Consider the following 16,946-nt stretch of genomic DNA (forward strand, 5'->3'; position numbering starts at 1 on the left):
GCGCGGCTACCTGGCACTTCTGTCAGGTAGTTGCCAGATGAAACGATTTACCTATACCCATCTCTAGGAACGAATTAGAATTGTTCTCATTAAAATCAGTCCAATCCCAGGCTTCCCTCTTCATGCACCTCAAAGTCTCCAGGTCCGCTCTGGCGGTCGCGCTGTTCTCGCTACCACCCGCCACCCTTGCACACGCCGATACCGTCGAACTGGCACCCACTCAGGTACAGGACAGCGCGCTACCTGTAGAGGAGGGTTACACCCGCGCAAGCGCCAGCACCGCTAGCAAGTCTGAAGTGCCCGTGCGTGACGAAGCCCAGAGCGTGAACGTGGTCACCCAGCAAACCCTCCAGGATTTCAGTGCTACATCGCTGGACGACGCCATGAAATTCGTCAGCGGCGTTTCGCAGGGCAATACCCTGGGCAATACCAAGGATGCGCTGGTCAAGCGCGGCTTCGGCACGAACGACGACGGCTCGATCCTGCGCGACGGCGTACGCTCGGTAGTGGGCCATAACCTTAACGCTACCACCGACCACGTGGAGGTGCTCAAAGGGCCAGCCTCTTTGCTCTACGGCGCGCTCGACCCCGGCGGGCTGATCAACGTCATCAGCAAGCAGCCGCAATACACCCAAAGCACCACGGTCACGGGCTCGGCCTACAGCGAAGGGGGCGGCACCCTGAGCGTGGACACCACCGGCCCATTGGGCGACACGGGCCTGGCTTACCGCTTGATCGCGGAGCAGAAACACGAGGATTACTGGCGCAACTACGGCACGGACGAGCACACGCTGGTGGCACCATCCCTGACATGGACCGGAGACCGCGCCAGCCTTACGCTGTCTTACGAATACAACGACTACAGCAGCCCGTTCGACCGCGGCACGGTGTTCGTGAACGGCCATCCTGCTGATGTGAGTTACAGCAAGCGGCTGGACGAGAAGTGGGCGAAAACCGTCGGTATTTCGGAAACGGCGCAGGCCCGATTCGAGTATCAGCTGAGCGACACCTGGAAAACCCGCGTCACCTACGGCTGGAACAACGACCGCTACAGCCTGGCTATCGCGCAACCGAACACGCTTGTTAACGGCAAACTCACACGCGTGGCCAATGGCGGCCATTATGATTACGAAACCCGCTACGCCAGCCTGGACTTCATCGGCGAGCAACAAGTCCTGGGGCAGCGCCATGAGTTGCTGGTGGGCATTGATAACGAAGCCAGCGACAAGTACCGGGGCAAGACGTATCGCAATACAGCCGTGAAAGGGTTCGATATCTACAACCCTACCTATGGAAATTTGGCCGAGCCCAGCGTGGTAAGCCCTGCCACGAGCAACCTGCGCAACGAGCTCACTTCCACCTCGGTGTATTTCAAGGACAACTGGCACCTGAACGATCGCTGGATTGCGGTATTTGGCGCTCGTCAGCAGCATTATGACCAGTACAGCTCGCAGGGCCTGGTCACCAAGGTGGTCAACCGCGACGACAACGGCGAAGCCTTCATCCCCTTCGCCGGCCTGGTGTATCAACCAACCGATACGTGGGCGTTGTATGGCAACTACAGCCGCTCATTCGTGCCCAACGATACGGTAGACGACGCCGGTAATACCTTCGACCCCGAGGAAGGCCGCAGCTACGAAGTGGGCGCCAAGTTCACACCTTCGCAGGCGCTTAACGTCAACCTGGCGCTGTTCGATATCGTGAAGACCAATGTGGTTACCACCGATGCGAATGACGACAACGCCGAAGCGGCGGGCAAGGTGCGCTCGCGCGGTCTTGAACTGGACGCCACTGGGCACTTGGCGCCGCGCTGGGATGTGATTGGCACCTATGCCTATACCCGCACGAAAGTGCTCGAAGACAAGAAATACGAGGGCCTGCGCTTGAGCAACGCGCCCGAGCACACCGCCAGCCTGTACCTGACGCACCACTTGTCTGTGGCGGACAATCTGGGCCAATGGCACGCTGGCGCAGGGGCTCGCTACGTAGGTGAACGCGCGGGAGATGCCGCCAACACCTATTGGTTGGACGGATATACCGTTGCCGACGCCTTCCTGCGCTGGGACCTTCCTACCGCCGGATACAAGACGCGGTTACAGCTGAATGTAGATAACCTGTTCAACAAAGAGTACTACCCGTCCAGCACGGGCAGCGGCCAGCTTCAAGTGAACGTAGGGGAAGCACGCACGGCGAGGCTGACAGCCAGTGTGACGTTCTAAGGTCGCGCACCCTTGCGCCATTCGCGAGCTGCGCCCGCTTCCCACAGGTGAGTGAGCGAGCCCCTCAGGGTGTCAGGATGAATCCTGTGGGAGACGGGCGGAGCCGCAGGCGGAGCTCGCGAATAAGGGCTTAGGAAAACCGCGCAAGACAGTTGCTTCCCACAAAGTTAGAGCCCTCCCACCAGAGAAGCGGCCTGCAGTTCAGCGAACAACGCCCTCTTCAACCAGCAGCTTGAGGATCGCCTCGGCGCCTTCTTCGGGGCTTACACCCTTGAGCACCTTGCCGCCACCGCCGCTGGCTTTGGCGGTAGCGGCTTTCATCCGGTCGGCACCGCTTTTGGCCTTGATCACCTTCAGGCGCTTGGGCCGGGGGCGGGCCGGTTGAAGCTCTGCGATGCTCAACAATTCGTCCTGCACGATTTCCACTTCATGGGCCAGCAGTTCACCGCGCTGGGCAGGGCCATAAGCGCTTTGCCGAGCCTTGGGCGCGGCGCTGTCCACCGTCGCAATCAACGGCAGGCGCACGTTCAAGCGGCGTCGCTGGCCGCGAGGCAATGCCTGCAACACCTGCGCAATGCCGTTATCGATCCGCTCGATCTCCGCCAGCCCTGTGACCACCGGCCAGCCCAGCCGCTCGCCCAGCAGATAGGGCAGCATGCCAGAACCTTCGCCTGTTTCTGCCCGACTACCCGCCAGTACCATCTGAACGCTGGCATCACGCAGGTATTCAACCAGCCCGGGCAGCGCATCGCCGTTGGCCGGTTGTTCCAGCACATCCAGGTGTGACAGGCCCATGCCAAGGTAGTCCCGCAGTGCCGGCTCGGCGGGGTCGCCCACATGCAATACTTCGAGCGCTTCGCCCGCCAGGCGAAGGCCCAGCTCAACGGCGCGAGCGTCATGTTCGGCCCGCCGGGCGCGGCCGGACGCGGGATGAGCGCCTACGGATACCAGGGTTACGATCTTGCTTTTCATCGGGCAGGCCTCAGGCAGCGTTTCGTTCAGCGCCATTGCGCCGTTTGGCCATCGCCTCGATCAAGGCGCGCAATACTGCGCTGCTGTCCGCGATGACCGAAAGATCAGCGCGCTTGATCATGTCGCAGGTCGGGTCCATGTTCACCGCAATCACCTTGTCGCAGGCACCGATCCCCTGAAGGTGCTGAATGGCCCCGGAGATTCCAATCGCCACATACACCCGCGCAGTTACCCAGGTGCCGCTGGCACCGACCTGCCGGTCGCGCGTCATGAAGCCATCGTCCACGGCCACCCGCGAGGCGCCTTCGGTGGCACCCAAGGCGACTGCGGCCTGGTGGAACAACGTCCAGTCCTTCACGCCGTTGCCGCCCGACACAATGAATTCGGATTCGGCCATTGGGACCGCGGCAGGGTCCACGGCTACCGCGCCGCCGTCTTCGATCCGCGACAACGTACGCACCGCCGGTGGTTCCAGCATCAGCGGGAGTGCTTCATGGCGGGTCTCGCTCACCGGCTCGGCACATTCGGCTGCAGCGAGGATCATCCGCGGCAACGCTTGCGTAAGGTCCTGGTACCCGGCCCCAGCGCGGCCGGTGCACTGGCCATCCTTGACCTGCCACACTCTTGTGGCGGGCCGTTCACCCAGCCGCGCCGCGAGGCGACGGCCCATTTCCCCACCGCCGTCACGGCTATCGGGGAGCAACCAGTGGCGCGGGCTGAGCTGGCTTTCCAGCGCGTGCAGCGCCTGAATGCGTTGCTCCGGCGCATAACCCGTGTATTCATGCCCCTCGAGCCGCAGCAAGCGGTCTACCCCCGCCGTATCGAAGGTTGTCTCCTTGTGCTCGCCGAACACCACAGCGAGCACCGCGCCATCCGCGCCCGCCAACTGGCGTGCCAGGCCAAGCAGGTCACGGTCGTGAGCGGTCAGTCGGCCGCCGACCATGTCAGGCGCCACCGCCACGTAGAATGCTGGCGTGGGTACTTGATGCAGTGGCAACTGAACCTGGGCTGTGGCCATGCGCCGGACGTTGCCACCTTGCTCGGCGCCGCTGCGGTCGATGCGGCGAATGCCGTTTGGCCCGATGAACCCTACCGCGTGAGGGTTCTTGCGTACTACGCCCGTGGGCCCGCTCCAGCTTGCTTGTTGGGCTTGCAGGCTGGCGTGCAGCGGGTGCAAGCGGTTGCGGGCAATCCATTCAGCGTGTGGGTCACGCCGTATCACATCGCTCATGGGGCAACCTCCGCCGGGGCTCGCTGGGTGACGTCGGGCTTTCTGACAGGGGCAGGCGCATCATCGATCAAGGCATCGGCCACCAGCTCTGCGAGGTCTTTGATGTCCGGGCGCGGCGCAACCACACCTTCAAGCATGGCGGTGCACTGCGGGCAGCCCACCGCCACCAGCTCGGCGCCGGTTTCGCGAATGTCGTTCATACGCATGTCTGGAATGCGCTGCCGGCCCGGAATGTCCGTAATGGGGGCGCCACCGCCGCCGCCGCAGCAACGGGACCTGAAGCCAGAGCGCTCCATTTCCTTCACTTCGATGCCCAGCTCACGCAGTACTTGGCGCGGCGCTTCGTATTCCCCGTTATAGCGGCCCAGGTAGCACGGGTCGTGATAAGTCACGCTGCCACCCCGGTGCGTGCCAACGTTAAGCTGTTGCGCTGCCATAAGCTCGGCCATGTACGTGCTGTGATGGAGCACCTCATAGTTGCCACCGAAGGCGCCGTATTCATTCTTCAGTACATGGAAGCTGTGCGGGTCGCAGCTTACGATGCGGTTGAACCGGTACTGCCCCAGGGTGTGGATATTGCGTTTGGCCAGTTGCTGGAAGGTGGCCTCATCCCCCAGCCGGCGCGCCACGTCACCGCTGTCCCGCTCCTCGAGGCCAAGCACGGCGAAGTCCACTTTCGCTGCCCGTAGCACCTTCACGAAGGCACGCAGGGTGCGCTGGTTGCGCATATCGAACGCACCATCCCCTACCCAGAACAACACGTCCGCCTGTTTCACCTCGGCCATCAGCGGCAGGTCCAGGTCCGCTGCCCAATGCAGCCGCCCGCCAGGCGCGAAGCCTCCCGGGTTATCCGTTGCGATAAGGTTTTCCAGCACCTCGGCGCCTTTGTTCGGCGTGGCCCCTTTTTCGAGGGTGAGGTGGCGGCGCATGTCCACAATGGCGTCCACGTGCTCGATCATCATGGGGCACTCTTCCACGCACGCGCGGCAGGTGGTGCAGGCCCACAACGTATCCGCTTCCACCAGGCCATTGACGATTGGCTGGTGCGCATTGCCGCCATGCTCGCCCAGCGGCCTGCCCTTGCCATCGGGGGATGGGTACGGGCTGCCGGCGAAGCGCGCATCGGTGCCGCCGGCCAGGCCAATGACCATGTCCTGAATCAGTTTTTTCGGGTTCAGCGGTTGGCCGGCGGCAAAGGCGGGGCACATGGCTTCGCACTTGCCGCACTGCACGCAGGCATCGAAGCCCAGCAGCTGATTCCAGGTGAAGTCCTTGGGTTTCTCCACGCCAAGCGGTGCCGTAGCGTCGGCCAGGTCGAGTGGCTTGAGCCCGCTGGAACGGCCGCCACCGAAGCGCTCGGCGCGGCGGTGCCAGGCCAGGTGGAGCGCGCCAGCGAAGGCATGCTTGAGCGGGCCACCCCAGGTCATGCCGAGGAACAGTTCGCTCACACCCCACAGCACGCCAACGAAGAGAATGGCTGCCAGCACCCAGCCGCCGAAGTCCGCTGGCAACAGGCCCGCCACTGGCAACGTGGCAACGAAGAAGCTGGCGGCGAACATCAGCAGGCTTTTCGGCAGCCGCATCCACGGCCCTTTGGACAGGCGCGACGGCGGGTTGAGGCGGCGCTTGTACACGAACAGCGCGCCACAGAACATCACCGCCGTGGCCACCAGCAGCGCGTAGCCCAGCACCTTGTTGTGCAAGCCAAAGCCATGAACCGCAATGGCAAGTACCGCCGCCAAGGCAAAGCCGCCCGCCGTGGCCACGTGGGTATTGGACATGTAGCGGTCGCGGGCCACCACATGGTGCAGGTCCACCAGATAGCGGCGCGGCATGGCCAGCAACCCACCGAGCAGGTCGACCTTGGCGGCGCGGCCCTGGCGCCACAGGGCAACCCGGCGGGCGGCGCCCAACAGCGTGAGCGCCACGGCGGCGAAGAGCAGAATGGGGAGAATGGTGTCGAGCATAGGGCGCAAGCCTCTGATAATCCTGTAGGAGCTGGCGCCAGCCTGCGAACGGCTCGCCGCGATTTCATGTAGCCAGATTCGCGAGCTACGCCCGCTTCCTACAGGGGGTGTTGTGCCTTAGAAGTCCTTGCACAGGCGCAGGGCGTCGTACAGGGCGGCGTGCACGTTGCGCTGGGCCACGCAGTCGCCGATCCGGAACAGCAGGTAGCCCTCGCCCGGCTGGCTGAGCGACGGTTGCGGTTCGATGGCGAACAACGCGTCTATGTCGATCTGGCCTTTGTTGCGCGAGCCTTCCTTGAGGCCGTAATACAAGGCTTCGTCTGGCCGCACACCGTTCTCGATCACCACCTGGTCCACCACGCGCTCTTCCTTCGCGCCGGTGTATTCGTTCTCCAGCAGCGCGATCAGCTTGTCTCCCTCGCGGTAGACCTTTTCCAGCATCAGGTCGCCGGTCATGATCACCTCCTTGGGGTACAGGCTGCGGTAGTACGTAGGGAATGTGGTGCCCCCCATGGCCACGCCGGGCTTGATGTCATCGGTAACGATTTCCACCTGGCTGCCTTTGTCGGCCAGGAAGTCCGCCGCGGACATGCCGGTAAACTCGCAGATGGTGTCGTACACCAGCACGTTTTTGCCCGGCGCCACCTTGCCGTCAAGGATGTCCCAACTGCTGACCACCAGCCCCTCTTCCGCGCCCCAGTGCTCGTTCTGCTCCATGAAGGGATGGCCACCGTTGGCCAGCACAATCACGTCCGGGCGCAGGTCCATGATGGTGTCGATATCGGCCGCGGTGCCCAGGCGCAGGTCTACATTCAGGCGGGCCAGCTCCAGCTGGAACCACCGGGTAATGCCGGCGATCTGGTCGCGCTGAGGGGCCTTGGCGGCGATGGTGATCTGGCCGCCGATCTGCTCTTTCTTCTCGAACAGGGTCACGTCATGGCCACGCTCGGCGGAAACGCGCGCGGCCTCCATGCCCGCCGGGCCCGCCCCCACCACCACAACCTTGCGGCGTGGCCCGTTGCTTTTTTCGATGATGTGGGGCACGCCCATGTATTCACGGGAGGTTGCAGCGTTCTGAATGCACAGCACGTCCAGCCCCTGATATTGGCGGTCGATGCAGTAGTTGGCGCCCACGCATTGTTTGATCTGGTCTATCTGCCCCATCTTGATCTTGGCGATCAGGTGCGGGTCGGCGATATGTGCGCGGGTCATGCCCACCATGTCCACATAGCCGCCTTCCAGAATCCGCGTTGCCTGGTTCGGGTCCTTGATGTTCTGTGCGTGCAGTACCGGTGCTTTCACTACCTCCTTGATGCCGGCTGCCAGGTGCAGGAACGGCTCGGGTGGGTAGCTCATGTTGGGGATAACGTTGGCCAGTGTGTTATGGGTGTCACAGCCCGAGCCCACCACCCCGAAGAAGTCGACCATCCCGGTGGCATCGTAGTAGGCCGCGATCTGCTTCATGTCTTCATGGCTGAGGCCATCGGGATGGAATTCATCACCGCAAATGCGCAAGCCTACGCAGAAATCATCGCCCACTTCGGCGCGCACGGCCTTGAGCACTTCCAGGCCGAAGCGCATGCGGTTTTCGAAGCTGCCACCCCACTCGTCGGTGCGCTTGTTGACCCGTGGGCTCCAGAACTGGTCGATCATGTGCTGGTGCACGGCTGAAAGCTCCACGCCGTCAAGCCCGCCCGCCTTCGCTCGGCGCGCAGCCTGGGCGTAGTTGCCGATCACCCGCTGGATTTCTTCCGGCTCGATGGTCTTGCAGGTGGCGCGGTGCACAGGCTCGCGGATGCCGGACGGCGACATCAAGGTAGGCCAGTGTTCCCCATCCCAACGCGAGCGTCGGCCCATGTGGGTGATCTGGATCATGATCTTGGCGCCGTGTTTGTGCATGGCGTCGGCGAGGTTCTGGAAATGCGGGATGATCCTGTCGGTGGACAGGTTCACGGATTTCCACCAGCCCTGCGGGCTATCGATGGCAACGCTGGACGACCCACCGCAAATGGCCAGGCCGATGCCGCCCTTGGCCTTTTCTTCGTAATACTTGATGTAACGCTCGGTGGTCATGCCGCCGTCGGTGGCATACACCTCGGCGTGCGCGGTACTCAGTACGCGGTTGCGGATCGTCAGTTTGCCGATCTGGATCGGCTGGAACATCGCTTCGAACGCCATTTGCTTTCTCCGACCCTAGCGCGGCTTGACTACGAACAGCCCGTCGTCGTGACCTTCTTCGGCACCGCTGTACACCTGCTCGGCCACGGTGCGCAGTTCACTGCCACGGGCGGCAAGAATCTGGTCCATGGCGCCAGCGAACCAGCCGGTGAACATGTAATCCACCTTGCGGCCAACCTTGCCGTACACGTACACAAAGCAGGAGTGCTCCAGCTTTACGCTGGCGGTGCCTTGCTCCAGGTCAATGTCCTGGATCTTGAACAAGCCCCAGCCGCGTTGGCTCAGGCGTTTCATGTAGTGCTCGAATACCGCTACGCCTTCCAGGCCATGGCACTCGGCTTCCTTCTCGCACCAGTGCCAGGCCGACTTGTAACCCGCCTTGTAGAGGATTTCGGCGTAGGCATCGGCGCCAAGTACTTCCTCGATGCCCATGTGGTTATTGACGAAGAAATGGCGGGGCACATAGAGCATCGGCAGGGCATCGCTGGTCCAGACGCCGGTTTCGCTGTCGACTTCGATGGGTAATTCAGGGGCGTGCTTGGCCATGGAACTTAACTCCAGTCAAAAAAGTTGCTATCAATCGTGATCAACGGTGTAGCCGTACCGCTATTCGCCCCAGACGTCGGCCAACACGCTCATCCAGTTTTCGCCCATGATCTTGCGAACCACCCGCTCGCTGTGCCCGCGCGTGAGCAGCGTTTCGGTCAGGTTGGGGAATTCACCCACGGTGCGGATGCCCAGCGGGTTGATGATCTTGCCGAAGTTGGTCAGGCGGCGGGCGTAGCCCTTGTCGTGGGTGAGGTACTCGAAGAATTCCTGCCCATGGCCCTGGGTGAAGTCGGTGCCGATGCCAATGGCATCCTCGCCTACGATGTTCATCACGTATTCGATGGCTTCGGCGTAGTCGTCGATGGTGGAATCGATGCCCTTGGCCAGGAACGGCGCGAACATGGTCACGCCCACGAAGCCACCGTGGTCGGCGATGAACTTCAGCTCCGCGTCAGACTTGTTGCGGGGATGCTCCTTCAGGCCCAGCGGCAGACAGTGGGAATAAGTGACTGGCTTCCTGGATTCCAGGATCACTTCTTCCGAGGTTTTCGAGCCCACGTGGGACAAGTCGCACATGATGCCAACGCGGTTCATCTCGGCGACCACTTCGCGGCCGAAGCCCGACAGCCCGCCATCGCGCTCGTAGCAGCCAGTGCCTACCAGGTTCTGGGTGTTGTAGCAGAGCTGCACGATGCCCACGCCAAGCTGCTTGAAGATTTCCACGTAGCCGAGCTGGTCCTCGAACGCATGGGCGTTCTGGAAGCCGAACAGAATGCCGGTCTTGCCTTGCTCCTTGGCGCGGCGGATATCGGCGGTGGGGCGTACCGGCATCACCAGGTCGCTGTTTTCACGGATCAGCTTCTGGCTGGCGGCAATGTTGTCGCAGGTGGCCTTGAAACCTTCCCATACCGACACCGTGCAGTTGGCGGCGGTAAGGCCGCCCTTGCGCATGTCTTCGAACAACTCGCGGTTCCACTTGGCGATGATCAGCCCGTCGATGACGATGCTGTCGGCGTGCAGTTCGGCCGGGCTCAAAGCTGGGCTCATCAGGCTGTCCCCTTGTCAGCGGTACGCCAGATCGTTTGCCGGCGCTTTGGGGGCCAGCATATGCCCCCGCGCCTGCGGGCCCGGATGCAAAAGCGACCGATCAAATGCCAAAAGCGTCAAGGTGGCCCGTACCCGGCCAAAGCAGGCCACATGCAGGGCATATGCAAGGCTGTACAGCCCTTCTGAACATGAAATCCATCCCCCTGGCTGTTCAGCAGGCGGAGGTTGAGCCAGAATCCGTGAATCTTTTCGCACGGCCCAGGGGCGTGGTAATGAAATCGTGGTTATGGATACTGGCGTTCATCGCCGTGGGTGCTCAGGCGGCCGACGAAGACGGCCCTACGCCGTGCGACAACGTGGAAACCAGCCAGCAGAGCCTGGATTGCTCGGTCTATAACCGCAAAACCGCAGAGGCTGAGCTCAACGATGCCTACAACGGCCTGAACGCCCGTGTCAGTGCGCAATATGGCGACCAGCCAGCTGTGCTCAAGGAGTACCTGGCCAAGGTGAAAGCCGCCCAGGACTTATGGCACAAGCTGCGTGACGCCGACTGCGCCGTGGAAATACTGGAAGCCGACAAGGACGGCACGTCCAGCCAGACCGCGCTCAACGATTGCATGGCCCAACGCAGCGACGAGCGCAGCGAGTACCTGCAAACCATCGGCACCCAGGGCGACGAAAACGACGCGCCGGACCAGTGATAGCCCCTGCGTGGCGATAGCAGCCTCTCATGGAGCAGTATTGTTTGGCGGCGACCGCGGCCCCTTGTGGGAGTAGGCGAAAAGCCTGCGAACATTCACGGTTGCGGTGATCGATCCTCACGCGGCGGCCGACCAAACCGCACCTTGTAACGCCGGGTGAAATAGGACCGCAACTCGAAGCCACAGGCAATGCTTACCTCGGTTACGCTCATGTCGGTTTGCCGAAGCAGTTGGCGGGCTTTTTCCAGGCGTATACCCAGATAAAAGCTGCTGGGCGTTTCCTGCAAATGCAGCTGAAACAGCCGTTCCAGCTGGCGCCGCGTAACCCCCGCGCAGTCAGCCAGTGCCAGCGTGCTCAGCGGGGTTTCAATGTGCTGCTCCATGGCCCCGATGGCCTGCACCAGCTTGCGGTTGCGGGTACCGTAGCGCGACGCCACCGCCATGCGCTGGTGATCCTGGCGTGGCCGGATCCGCCCCAGCACGAACTGTTCGGACACTTCGATGGCCAGCTCACTCCCATGGGCCTGGGCGATCAGGTCCAGCATCAGGTCGATCGAGGCGGTGCCACCGGCGCAGGTGATAATACGGCCATCGATCTCGAAGAGTTCCTGCGTGGCTTCGATGGTCGGCCAGCGCTCCCTGAAGGCATCCAGCGCCTCCCAGTGCAAGGTCACCCGGGCCGTATCGACTACCCCGCAGGCCGCCAGCACAAAGGCACCGGTATCGATACCGCCAAGCGTGCCGCCCTGCGCCGCAATCCGGCGCAGCCATCCCCGCAAGGGCAGCGACACGCTTTTCAGTGGGTCAAAGCCGGCAATCACAAACACGCGCGCGGGTGCGAGCAACTCACTCAAGCCACCATCCACGTTCACCGACATGCCATTGCTGGCCAATACCGCCCCGCCATCCAGGCTAAGCACTTCCCACTTGTAAAGCCCCGGGCGGAAGCGATTGGCGACTCGCAGGGGCTCGATCGCGCTGATGAAACCCAGCGCCGAAAAACCAGGCAGCAGCAAAAAATGGAACACATCAGGCATGGGCTCGGCTCCGCGGGTATGGCCTGGTTAATAACGCGGCGGTCGCCGGCGTGCAACTCCCCGTCGCCACAGTGCGCTTGCCGCTGCGCCTGTGGGGGTAACCTCTCGCTCAAGGTGCACAGACACCCCTACCTATAAATGCCCTGCCAGAGGAACTACCGCCATGAAGAGGTTGATCCGCTGCTGTCTGCTGATGCTTACCGCTACCGCTATTCCCCTCACCCAAGCCGCAGACCCGGAGAGCTGCAAGAATGTGCGCCTTGGCGTGGTGAACTGGACCGATGTAATCGCCACCAGTGGCATGGCCCAGGTGCTGCTGGATGGGCTGGGGTATGAAACCCGCCAGACCAGCGCCTCTCAACAGATCATCTTCGCGGGGATTCGCGATCAACGCCTGGACCTGTTCCTGGGGTACTGGAACCCGCTGATGACCGCTACCCTCACACCATTCGTGGAGCAGAAGCAGGTGCGCGTGCTGCAAGCGCCTAGCCTGGCGGATGCTCGCGCCACGCTGGCGGTGCCGACCTACCTGGCCGATCAGGGGCTTAAAAGCTTCAGCGATATCGCTCGGTTTAAAACGCAACTGGGCGGCAAGCTCTATGGCATCGAACCGGGCTCGGGCGCCAACACCCAGATCAAGCAGATGATCGCCAGCAACCGCTTCGGCCTGGGAGATTTCCAGCTGGTGGAATCCAGCGAGGCCGGGATGCTCTCGGCGGTCAGCCGGGCGGTGAAGCGCAAGGAAGCCGTAGTGTTCTTCGGCTGGGCCCCGCACCCCATGAACGTGAACCTGGACATGACGTACCTCAGCGGCAGCGAGAACGCTCTTGGCCCGAATGAAGGGCAAGCGACCGTGTGGACCGTCACCGCGCCCGACTACGCCAGCCGCTGCCCCAACGTGGACCGTTTGCTGACCAACCTCACCTTCAGCGCTGCCGACGAAAGCCGGATGATGCAGCCGATCCTCGACCACAAGGATCCGCTCGACGCCGCGCGCCAGTGGCTCAAGGACCACCCCCAGGACCGTAGCCGCTGGCTCCAGGGTGTAACCACCTTCGACGGCAAGCCCGGCGACAGCAACCTGCGCCTCACCGCCAACTGACCCTGCTTCTGCCTATGCGCTGACTTCAGCGCACGGGCAGGCTCGCCCCAAGGAAAATGCCATGAACCACGACGTGATCATCACCTGTGCCCTTACCGGCGCAGGCGACACCACCGGCAAAAGCCCATTTGTGCCCGTAACCCCCAAGCAGATAGCCGAAGCGGCGGTAGAGGCTGCCAAGGCGGGCGCCACGGTGGTCCATTGCCATGTGCGCGACCCGGATACCGGGCGCTTCAGCCGTGATGTGTCGCTGTACCGAGAATTGATGGAGCGCATCCGCGAAGCGGACGTGGACATCATCGTCAACCTCACCGCGGGCATGGGCGGCGACCTGCAGATCGGCCCGGGCGAACAGCCCATGGAATTCGGCCCTGATACCGACCTGGTGGGGCCGTTGACCCGGCTCGCCCACGTAGAAGCGCTGTTGCCGGAAATCTGTACGCTCGATTGCGGCACCCTGAATTTCGGCGACGGCAATAGCATTTATGTCTCTACGCCCGATCAGCTTCGCGCTGGAGCGCGGCGGATCACCGAGCTCGGCGTGAAGGCCGAACTGGAGATTTTCGACACCGGCCACTTGTGGTTTGCCAAACAAATGATCGCCGAAGGGCTGCTGGACGATCCGCTCTTCCAGCTGTGCCTGGGCATCCCCTGGGGCGCCCCGGCCGACACCACCACGATGAAAGCCATGGTCGACAACATTCCTGCAGGTGCGACCTGGGCCGCGTTCGGCATCGGCCGTATGCAAATGCCCATGGCGGCACAAGCGGTGCTGCTCGGCGGCAACGTGCGCGTGGGGCTGGAAGACAACCTGTGGCTGGAAAAAGGCGTGCTGGCTACCAATGGCCAGTTGGTGGAGCGGGCCGCAGAGATCCTTACCCGCCTGGGCGCCCGCGTACTTACGCCGGCCCAGGGGCGCGCAAAGATGAAGCTCGCTCGCCGCGGCGAAGGGGTATAGCCATGGAATTCATCACTGAGGTAAAAACCTTTGCCGCACTGGGCGGTGGCGTGATCGGGAGTGGCTGGGTAGCCAGGGCGCTGGCCCACGGCCTCGATGTGATTGCCTGGGACCCCGCGCCCAACGCCGAAGCAAATCTGCGCCAGCGAGTCGCCAACGCTTGGCCGGCGCTGGAAAAGCAAGGCCTCGCACCGGGCGCCTCGCCCACCAGGCTGCGCGTGGTGGGCAGCATTGAAGCCTGCGTGGCCGATGCCGACTTTATCCAGGAAAGCGCGCCCGAACGGCTGGAACTGAAACTTGAACTGCACGCTGCCATCAGCGCGGCGGCAAAGCCCGGCGCCATTATTGCCTCCAGCACGTCTGGCCTGTTGCCCAGCGACTTCTATGCCAGCGCCCTGCACCCTGAGCGCTGCGTGGTCGGGCATCCGTTCAATCCGGTTTATTTGCTGCCGCTGGTAGAGGTGGTCGGCGGCCAGCACACGGCGCCCGAAGCAATCGAAGCAGCACAAAGCATTTATTGCAGCCTGGGCATGCGCCCCCTACATGTGCGCAAAGAGGTGCCAGGGTTTATCGCCGACCGGTTGCTTGAAGCGCTATGGCGTGAAGCCTTGCATCTGGTCAATGACGGCGTGGCTACCACAGGGGAAATCGACGACGCGATCCGCTTTGGCGCGGGGCTGCGCTGGTCCTTCATGGGCACCTTCCTCACTTATACCCTGGCGGGCGGCAATGCAGGTATGCGTCACTTCATGCAGCAGTTCGGCCCCGCCCTGCAATTGCCGTGGACGTACCTGCCTGCCCCGCCCCTTACCGAGCGGCTGATCGACGATGTAGTGGACGGCACCTCGGCGCAGCTCGGAGAGCACAGCATCGCCGCGCTGGAGCGTTACCGGGACGATGCCTTGCTAGGTGTGCTGGCGGCCGTGGCACAGGCCAAACACCAACACGGGATTGGCGACCATGAGTGAACCCTGGGTTACCTGGGAAGGCCGCGTGCTGCCTGAATGGACGGACTACAACGGCCACCTGCGCGATGCGTACTACCTGCTGGTGTTCAGCTATGGCACCGATGGTTTCATGGACAGTATCGGGCTGGACGCCGAGGGACGCGAAGCCAGCGGCCATTCATTGTTTACGCTCGAATGCCACCTCAATTTCCTCCATGAAGTGAAGCTGGGTGAAAACGTGCGCGTTCACACGCAATTGCTCGCCCACGACCAGAAGCGGGTATGGCTGTACCACAGCCTGCATCGCCCCGGTGCCCCGGAGGCACTGGCAGCAAGCGAACAGGTGTTATTGCATGTGGCCCTCGAAGGGCCCAGATCCGCCCCGTTTGGAACCACCGCGCTGAAGCAGTTGGCGATGATGAAGCATCAGCAGCCGAGCCTTTCTGCAGCCCGCTACATCGGCCGAGTGATCACAGCCCCCGGGCTGACGAATCATGGCTGAAAACGACGTGTTCATGCCCGCCTGTGCCACGACTGCGCCTGGCTATTGCAGGCATGGGTAGCGCTGACCACAATCGGGAAAACTCACCGACCGAGGGTACCCGACCATGATGCACGCCGACCTGATCGACCAGGATGACCTGTTAGGAAAACTGCGCGCATTGGGCTTCGAGATGCCTGCGGGGGCCAGTGCGGAACAGGCCTGTGAATGCGCCGTGCGTGGGCTGGATGCTCACCGCGCCAAGGCGCTGCGCGGCCTTGTGGAGCAACTGCTGGGTGGCAGCGCGACCATTCTACCGGCCGTGCGCCAGGCGATAGACCGCAACCTGCTGCCTGCGCTGGCACAGTTCGGGCGGGCCTGATCCGCCCTTTTGCCCGTAGGAGGTCAACCCTGTGGGAAGCTGCGGGGCTAAACCCTCACGCTCGCGAACGTGGACTCATTGCGCGCCTGGCTGAGCGCGGCCAACGGGCCGGACAACGGTGCCAGCACCATGGCCTGGGGAATCGGCAACATGGCCACCTGTTGGGAAGTGTTGGAGCCTGCACGTTCGTCGCGAGGCGGGATGCCGAAATATTCCCGGTAGCATTTGGAGAAGTGAGGCGTGGACACAAAGCCGCACACCGAGGCGACTTCGATGATCGACATCGGGGTTTGCTTGAGCAACTGCCGCGCCCGGATCAAGCGTAGTTTGAGGTAGTAGCGCGACGGCGAACAGTGCAGGTATTTCTGGAACAGCCGCTCCAGCTGGCGGCGAGACACGGACACATACACGGCAAGTTCGTCGAGATCGATCGGCTCCTCCAGGTTGGCCTCCATCAACGCCACGATTTCCTGAAGCTTGGGCTGGTTGGTCCCCAGCATATGCTTGAGCGGCACGCGCTGATGGTCCTGCTCGTTGCGAATACGCTCGTACACGAACATCTCCGAAATCGCAGCCGACAGCTCACGGCCATGATCACGGCTGATCAAATGAAGCATCATGTCCAGCGGCGCGGTACCGCCGGAGCTGGTGAAACGGTTACGGTCCAGCGTGAACAGCCGGGTACTCATGGTGGCCCTTGGGAAAGCCTCTTGCATGGCAGCCAGGCATTCCCAGTGAACACTGCAATCGAAGCCATCCAACAGGCCAGCGCAGGCCAATGCCCAGCTTCCTGTGCATACCGCGCCCAGGCGCCGGGATTGGCGTGCCTGGCTTTGCAGCCAAGTCACGTGCTCTCGGGTGACGGTACGCTGGATGCCAACTCCGCCACACACGATCACGCTGTCCATCACCGGGGCCTGATGCATCGCGGCGTCCGGGGTGATCTGCAGGCCATCGCTTGCCCACACCTGCCCGCCATCGGCACTCAGGGTGGTCCAGCGATACAGCTCTCGGCCCGAGAGCTGGTTTGCCATACGAAGGGGCTCAACCGCCGAAGCGAGGGAAATCAGCGTGAAATTATCCAGCAGCAAAAAGCCGATGGATTGTGGCGTACGGGTCTGGGGTTGGGCCCCGGAGTTGAACGACATCATCGCGGTATCTCCTCATGCGGAAGG

Annotated in this window: 15 protein-coding genes; 7 read left to right on the forward strand and 8 right to left on the reverse strand. The window is 62.6% G+C overall.

Annotated elements, in window-relative coordinates:
* Window positions 1–122 precede the first annotated feature (122 nt).
* The gene (locus LG385_RS18780; protein WP_225775462.1) at window positions 123–2,219 is read left to right on the forward strand and encodes a TonB-dependent siderophore receptor; all 2,097 of its coding nucleotides are present in this window, start codon (window positions 123–125) and stop codon (window positions 2,217–2,219) included.
* Between the two features lie 201 nt (window positions 2,220–2,420).
* Here the strand turns inward: LG385_RS18780 and LG385_RS18785 are convergent, their stop codons facing one another.
* The 6 genes from LG385_RS18785 to LG385_RS18810 all read right to left on the reverse strand — a co-directional run bounded on the left by LG385_RS18785 (window position 2,421) and on the right by LG385_RS18810 (window position 10,151).
* On the reverse strand, window positions 2,421–3,191 hold the full coding sequence (locus LG385_RS18785) for an electron transfer flavoprotein subunit beta (protein WP_225775463.1): 771 nt from the start codon (window positions 3,189–3,191) through the stop codon (window positions 2,421–2,423).
* 10 nt (window positions 3,192–3,201) lie between these two features.
* Window positions 3,202–4,422: an electron transfer flavoprotein subunit alpha/FixB family protein gene (locus LG385_RS18790; protein ID WP_225775464.1), complete on the reverse strand. Its 1,221-nt coding sequence runs from the start codon at window positions 4,420–4,422 to the stop codon at window positions 3,202–3,204.
* Window positions 4,419–6,389: a dimethylglycine demethylation protein DgcB gene (dgcB, locus tag LG385_RS18795; protein WP_225775465.1), complete on the reverse strand. Its 1,971-nt coding sequence runs from the start codon at window positions 6,387–6,389 to the stop codon at window positions 4,419–4,421. Before dgcB ends, LG385_RS18790 begins: the two co-directional genes overlap by 4 nt.
* 117 nt (window positions 6,390–6,506) lie before the next feature.
* Entirely contained in the window at window positions 6,507–8,567 is a 2,061-nt protein-coding gene (gene dgcA / locus LG385_RS18800) for a dimethylglycine demethylation protein DgcA (RefSeq protein ID WP_225775466.1), read from the reverse strand.
* Window positions 8,568–8,582: 15 nt separating this feature from the next.
* Window positions 8,583–9,113, reverse strand: coding sequence for a DUF5943 domain-containing protein (locus LG385_RS18805; protein ID WP_181113443.1), 531 nt, complete (start codon window positions 9,111–9,113; stop codon window positions 8,583–8,585).
* A 60-nt stretch (window positions 9,114–9,173) separates the two neighbouring features.
* The gene (locus LG385_RS18810; protein ID WP_225776280.1) at window positions 9,174–10,151 is read right to left on the reverse strand and encodes a dipeptidase; all 978 of its coding nucleotides are present in this window, start codon (window positions 10,149–10,151) and stop codon (window positions 9,174–9,176) included.
* Between the two features lie 284 nt (window positions 10,152–10,435).
* On the opposite strand from LG385_RS18810, the gene LG385_RS18815 reads away from it, so the two are divergent.
* Window positions 10,436–10,864, forward strand: a complete 429-nt coding sequence (locus tag LG385_RS18815; protein WP_181113447.1) for a lysozyme inhibitor LprI family protein — start codon at window positions 10,436–10,438, stop codon at window positions 10,862–10,864.
* 95 nt (window positions 10,865–10,959) lie between these two features.
* Here LG385_RS18815 and LG385_RS18820 read toward each other — a convergent pair whose 3' ends face one another.
* The gene (locus LG385_RS18820; protein WP_225775467.1) at window positions 10,960–11,901 is read right to left on the reverse strand and encodes a GlxA family transcriptional regulator; all 942 of its coding nucleotides are present in this window, start codon (window positions 11,899–11,901) and stop codon (window positions 10,960–10,962) included.
* 163 nt (window positions 11,902–12,064) lie between these two features.
* On the opposite strand from LG385_RS18820, the gene LG385_RS18825 reads away from it, so the two are divergent.
* The 5 genes from LG385_RS18825 to LG385_RS18845 all read left to right on the forward strand — a co-directional run bounded on the left by LG385_RS18825 (window position 12,065) and on the right by LG385_RS18845 (window position 15,771).
* On the forward strand, window positions 12,065–13,003 hold the full coding sequence (locus LG385_RS18825; protein ID WP_225775468.1) for a choline ABC transporter substrate-binding protein: 939 nt from the start codon (window positions 12,065–12,067) through the stop codon (window positions 13,001–13,003).
* A 61-nt stretch (window positions 13,004–13,064) separates the two neighbouring features.
* Entirely contained in the window at window positions 13,065–13,961 is an 897-nt protein-coding gene (locus LG385_RS18830; protein ID WP_225775469.1) for a 3-keto-5-aminohexanoate cleavage protein, read from the forward strand.
* A 2-nt stretch (window positions 13,962–13,963) separates the two neighbouring features.
* The gene (locus LG385_RS18835; RefSeq protein ID WP_225775470.1) at window positions 13,964–14,929 is read left to right on the forward strand and encodes an L-carnitine dehydrogenase; all 966 of its coding nucleotides are present in this window, start codon (window positions 13,964–13,966) and stop codon (window positions 14,927–14,929) included.
* A complete protein-coding gene (locus LG385_RS18840) occupies window positions 14,922–15,410 on the forward strand; it encodes a thioesterase family protein (protein ID WP_225775471.1) in 489 nt (162 codons plus the stop codon). Before LG385_RS18835 ends, LG385_RS18840 begins: the two co-directional genes overlap by 8 nt.
* Window positions 15,411–15,516: 106 nt before the next feature.
* A complete protein-coding gene (locus LG385_RS18845; protein ID WP_181113462.1) occupies window positions 15,517–15,771 on the forward strand; it encodes a hypothetical protein in 255 nt (84 codons plus the stop codon).
* A gap of 47 nt (window positions 15,772–15,818) precedes the next feature.
* Here the strand turns inward: LG385_RS18845 and LG385_RS18850 are convergent, their stop codons facing one another.
* A complete protein-coding gene (locus LG385_RS18850) occupies window positions 15,819–16,922 on the reverse strand; it encodes a GlxA family transcriptional regulator (RefSeq protein WP_225775472.1) in 1,104 nt (367 codons plus the stop codon).
* Window positions 16,923–16,946: the final 24 nt, after the last annotated feature.

Origin of the sequence: Pseudomonas sp. Marseille-Q5115, from assembly GCF_916618905.1 — a bacterium.
In the GTDB taxonomy this organism is placed as follows: domain Bacteria; phylum Pseudomonadota; class Gammaproteobacteria; order Pseudomonadales; family Pseudomonadaceae; genus Aquipseudomonas; species Aquipseudomonas japonica_A.

Excerpts from the sequence above, each read along its gene's own strand:
- LG385_RS18790 (WP_225775464.1), bottom strand. The coding sequence starts at position 4,422 with ATGAGCGATGTGATACGGCGTGACCCACACGCTGAATGGATTGCCCGC.
- LG385_RS18815 (WP_181113447.1), top strand. The coding sequence starts at position 10,436 with ATGAAATCGTGGTTATGGATACTGGCGTTCATCGCCGTGGGTGCTCAG.
- LG385_RS18830 (WP_225775469.1), top strand. The coding sequence starts at position 13,065 with ATGAACCACGACGTGATCATCACCTGTGCCCTTACCGGCGCAGGCGAC.
- LG385_RS18780 (WP_225775462.1), top strand. The coding sequence starts at position 123 with ATGCACCTCAAAGTCTCCAGGTCCGCTCTGGCGGTCGCGCTGTTCTCG.
- LG385_RS18805 (WP_181113443.1), bottom strand. The coding sequence starts at position 9,113 with ATGGCCAAGCACGCCCCTGAATTACCCATCGAAGTCGACAGCGAAACC.
- dgcB (WP_225775465.1), bottom strand. The coding sequence starts at position 6,389 with ATGCTCGACACCATTCTCCCCATTCTGCTCTTCGCCGCCGTGGCGCTC.
- LG385_RS18840 (WP_225775471.1), top strand. The coding sequence starts at position 14,922 with ATGAGTGAACCCTGGGTTACCTGGGAAGGCCGCGTGCTGCCTGAATGG.
- dgcA (WP_225775466.1), bottom strand. The coding sequence starts at position 8,567 with ATGGCGTTCGAAGCGATGTTCCAGCCGATCCAGATCGGCAAACTGACG.
- LG385_RS18850 (WP_225775472.1), bottom strand. The coding sequence starts at position 16,922 with ATGATGTCGTTCAACTCCGGGGCCCAACCCCAGACCCGTACGCCACAA.
- LG385_RS18845 (WP_181113462.1), top strand. The coding sequence starts at position 15,517 with ATGATGCACGCCGACCTGATCGACCAGGATGACCTGTTAGGAAAACTG.
- LG385_RS18835 (WP_225775470.1), top strand. The coding sequence starts at position 13,964 with ATGGAATTCATCACTGAGGTAAAAACCTTTGCCGCACTGGGCGGTGGC.
- LG385_RS18825 (WP_225775468.1), top strand. The coding sequence starts at position 12,065 with ATGAAGAGGTTGATCCGCTGCTGTCTGCTGATGCTTACCGCTACCGCT.
- LG385_RS18785 (WP_225775463.1), bottom strand. The coding sequence starts at position 3,191 with ATGAAAAGCAAGATCGTAACCCTGGTATCCGTAGGCGCTCATCCCGCG.
- LG385_RS18820 (WP_225775467.1), bottom strand. The coding sequence starts at position 11,901 with ATGCCTGATGTGTTCCATTTTTTGCTGCTGCCTGGTTTTTCGGCGCTG.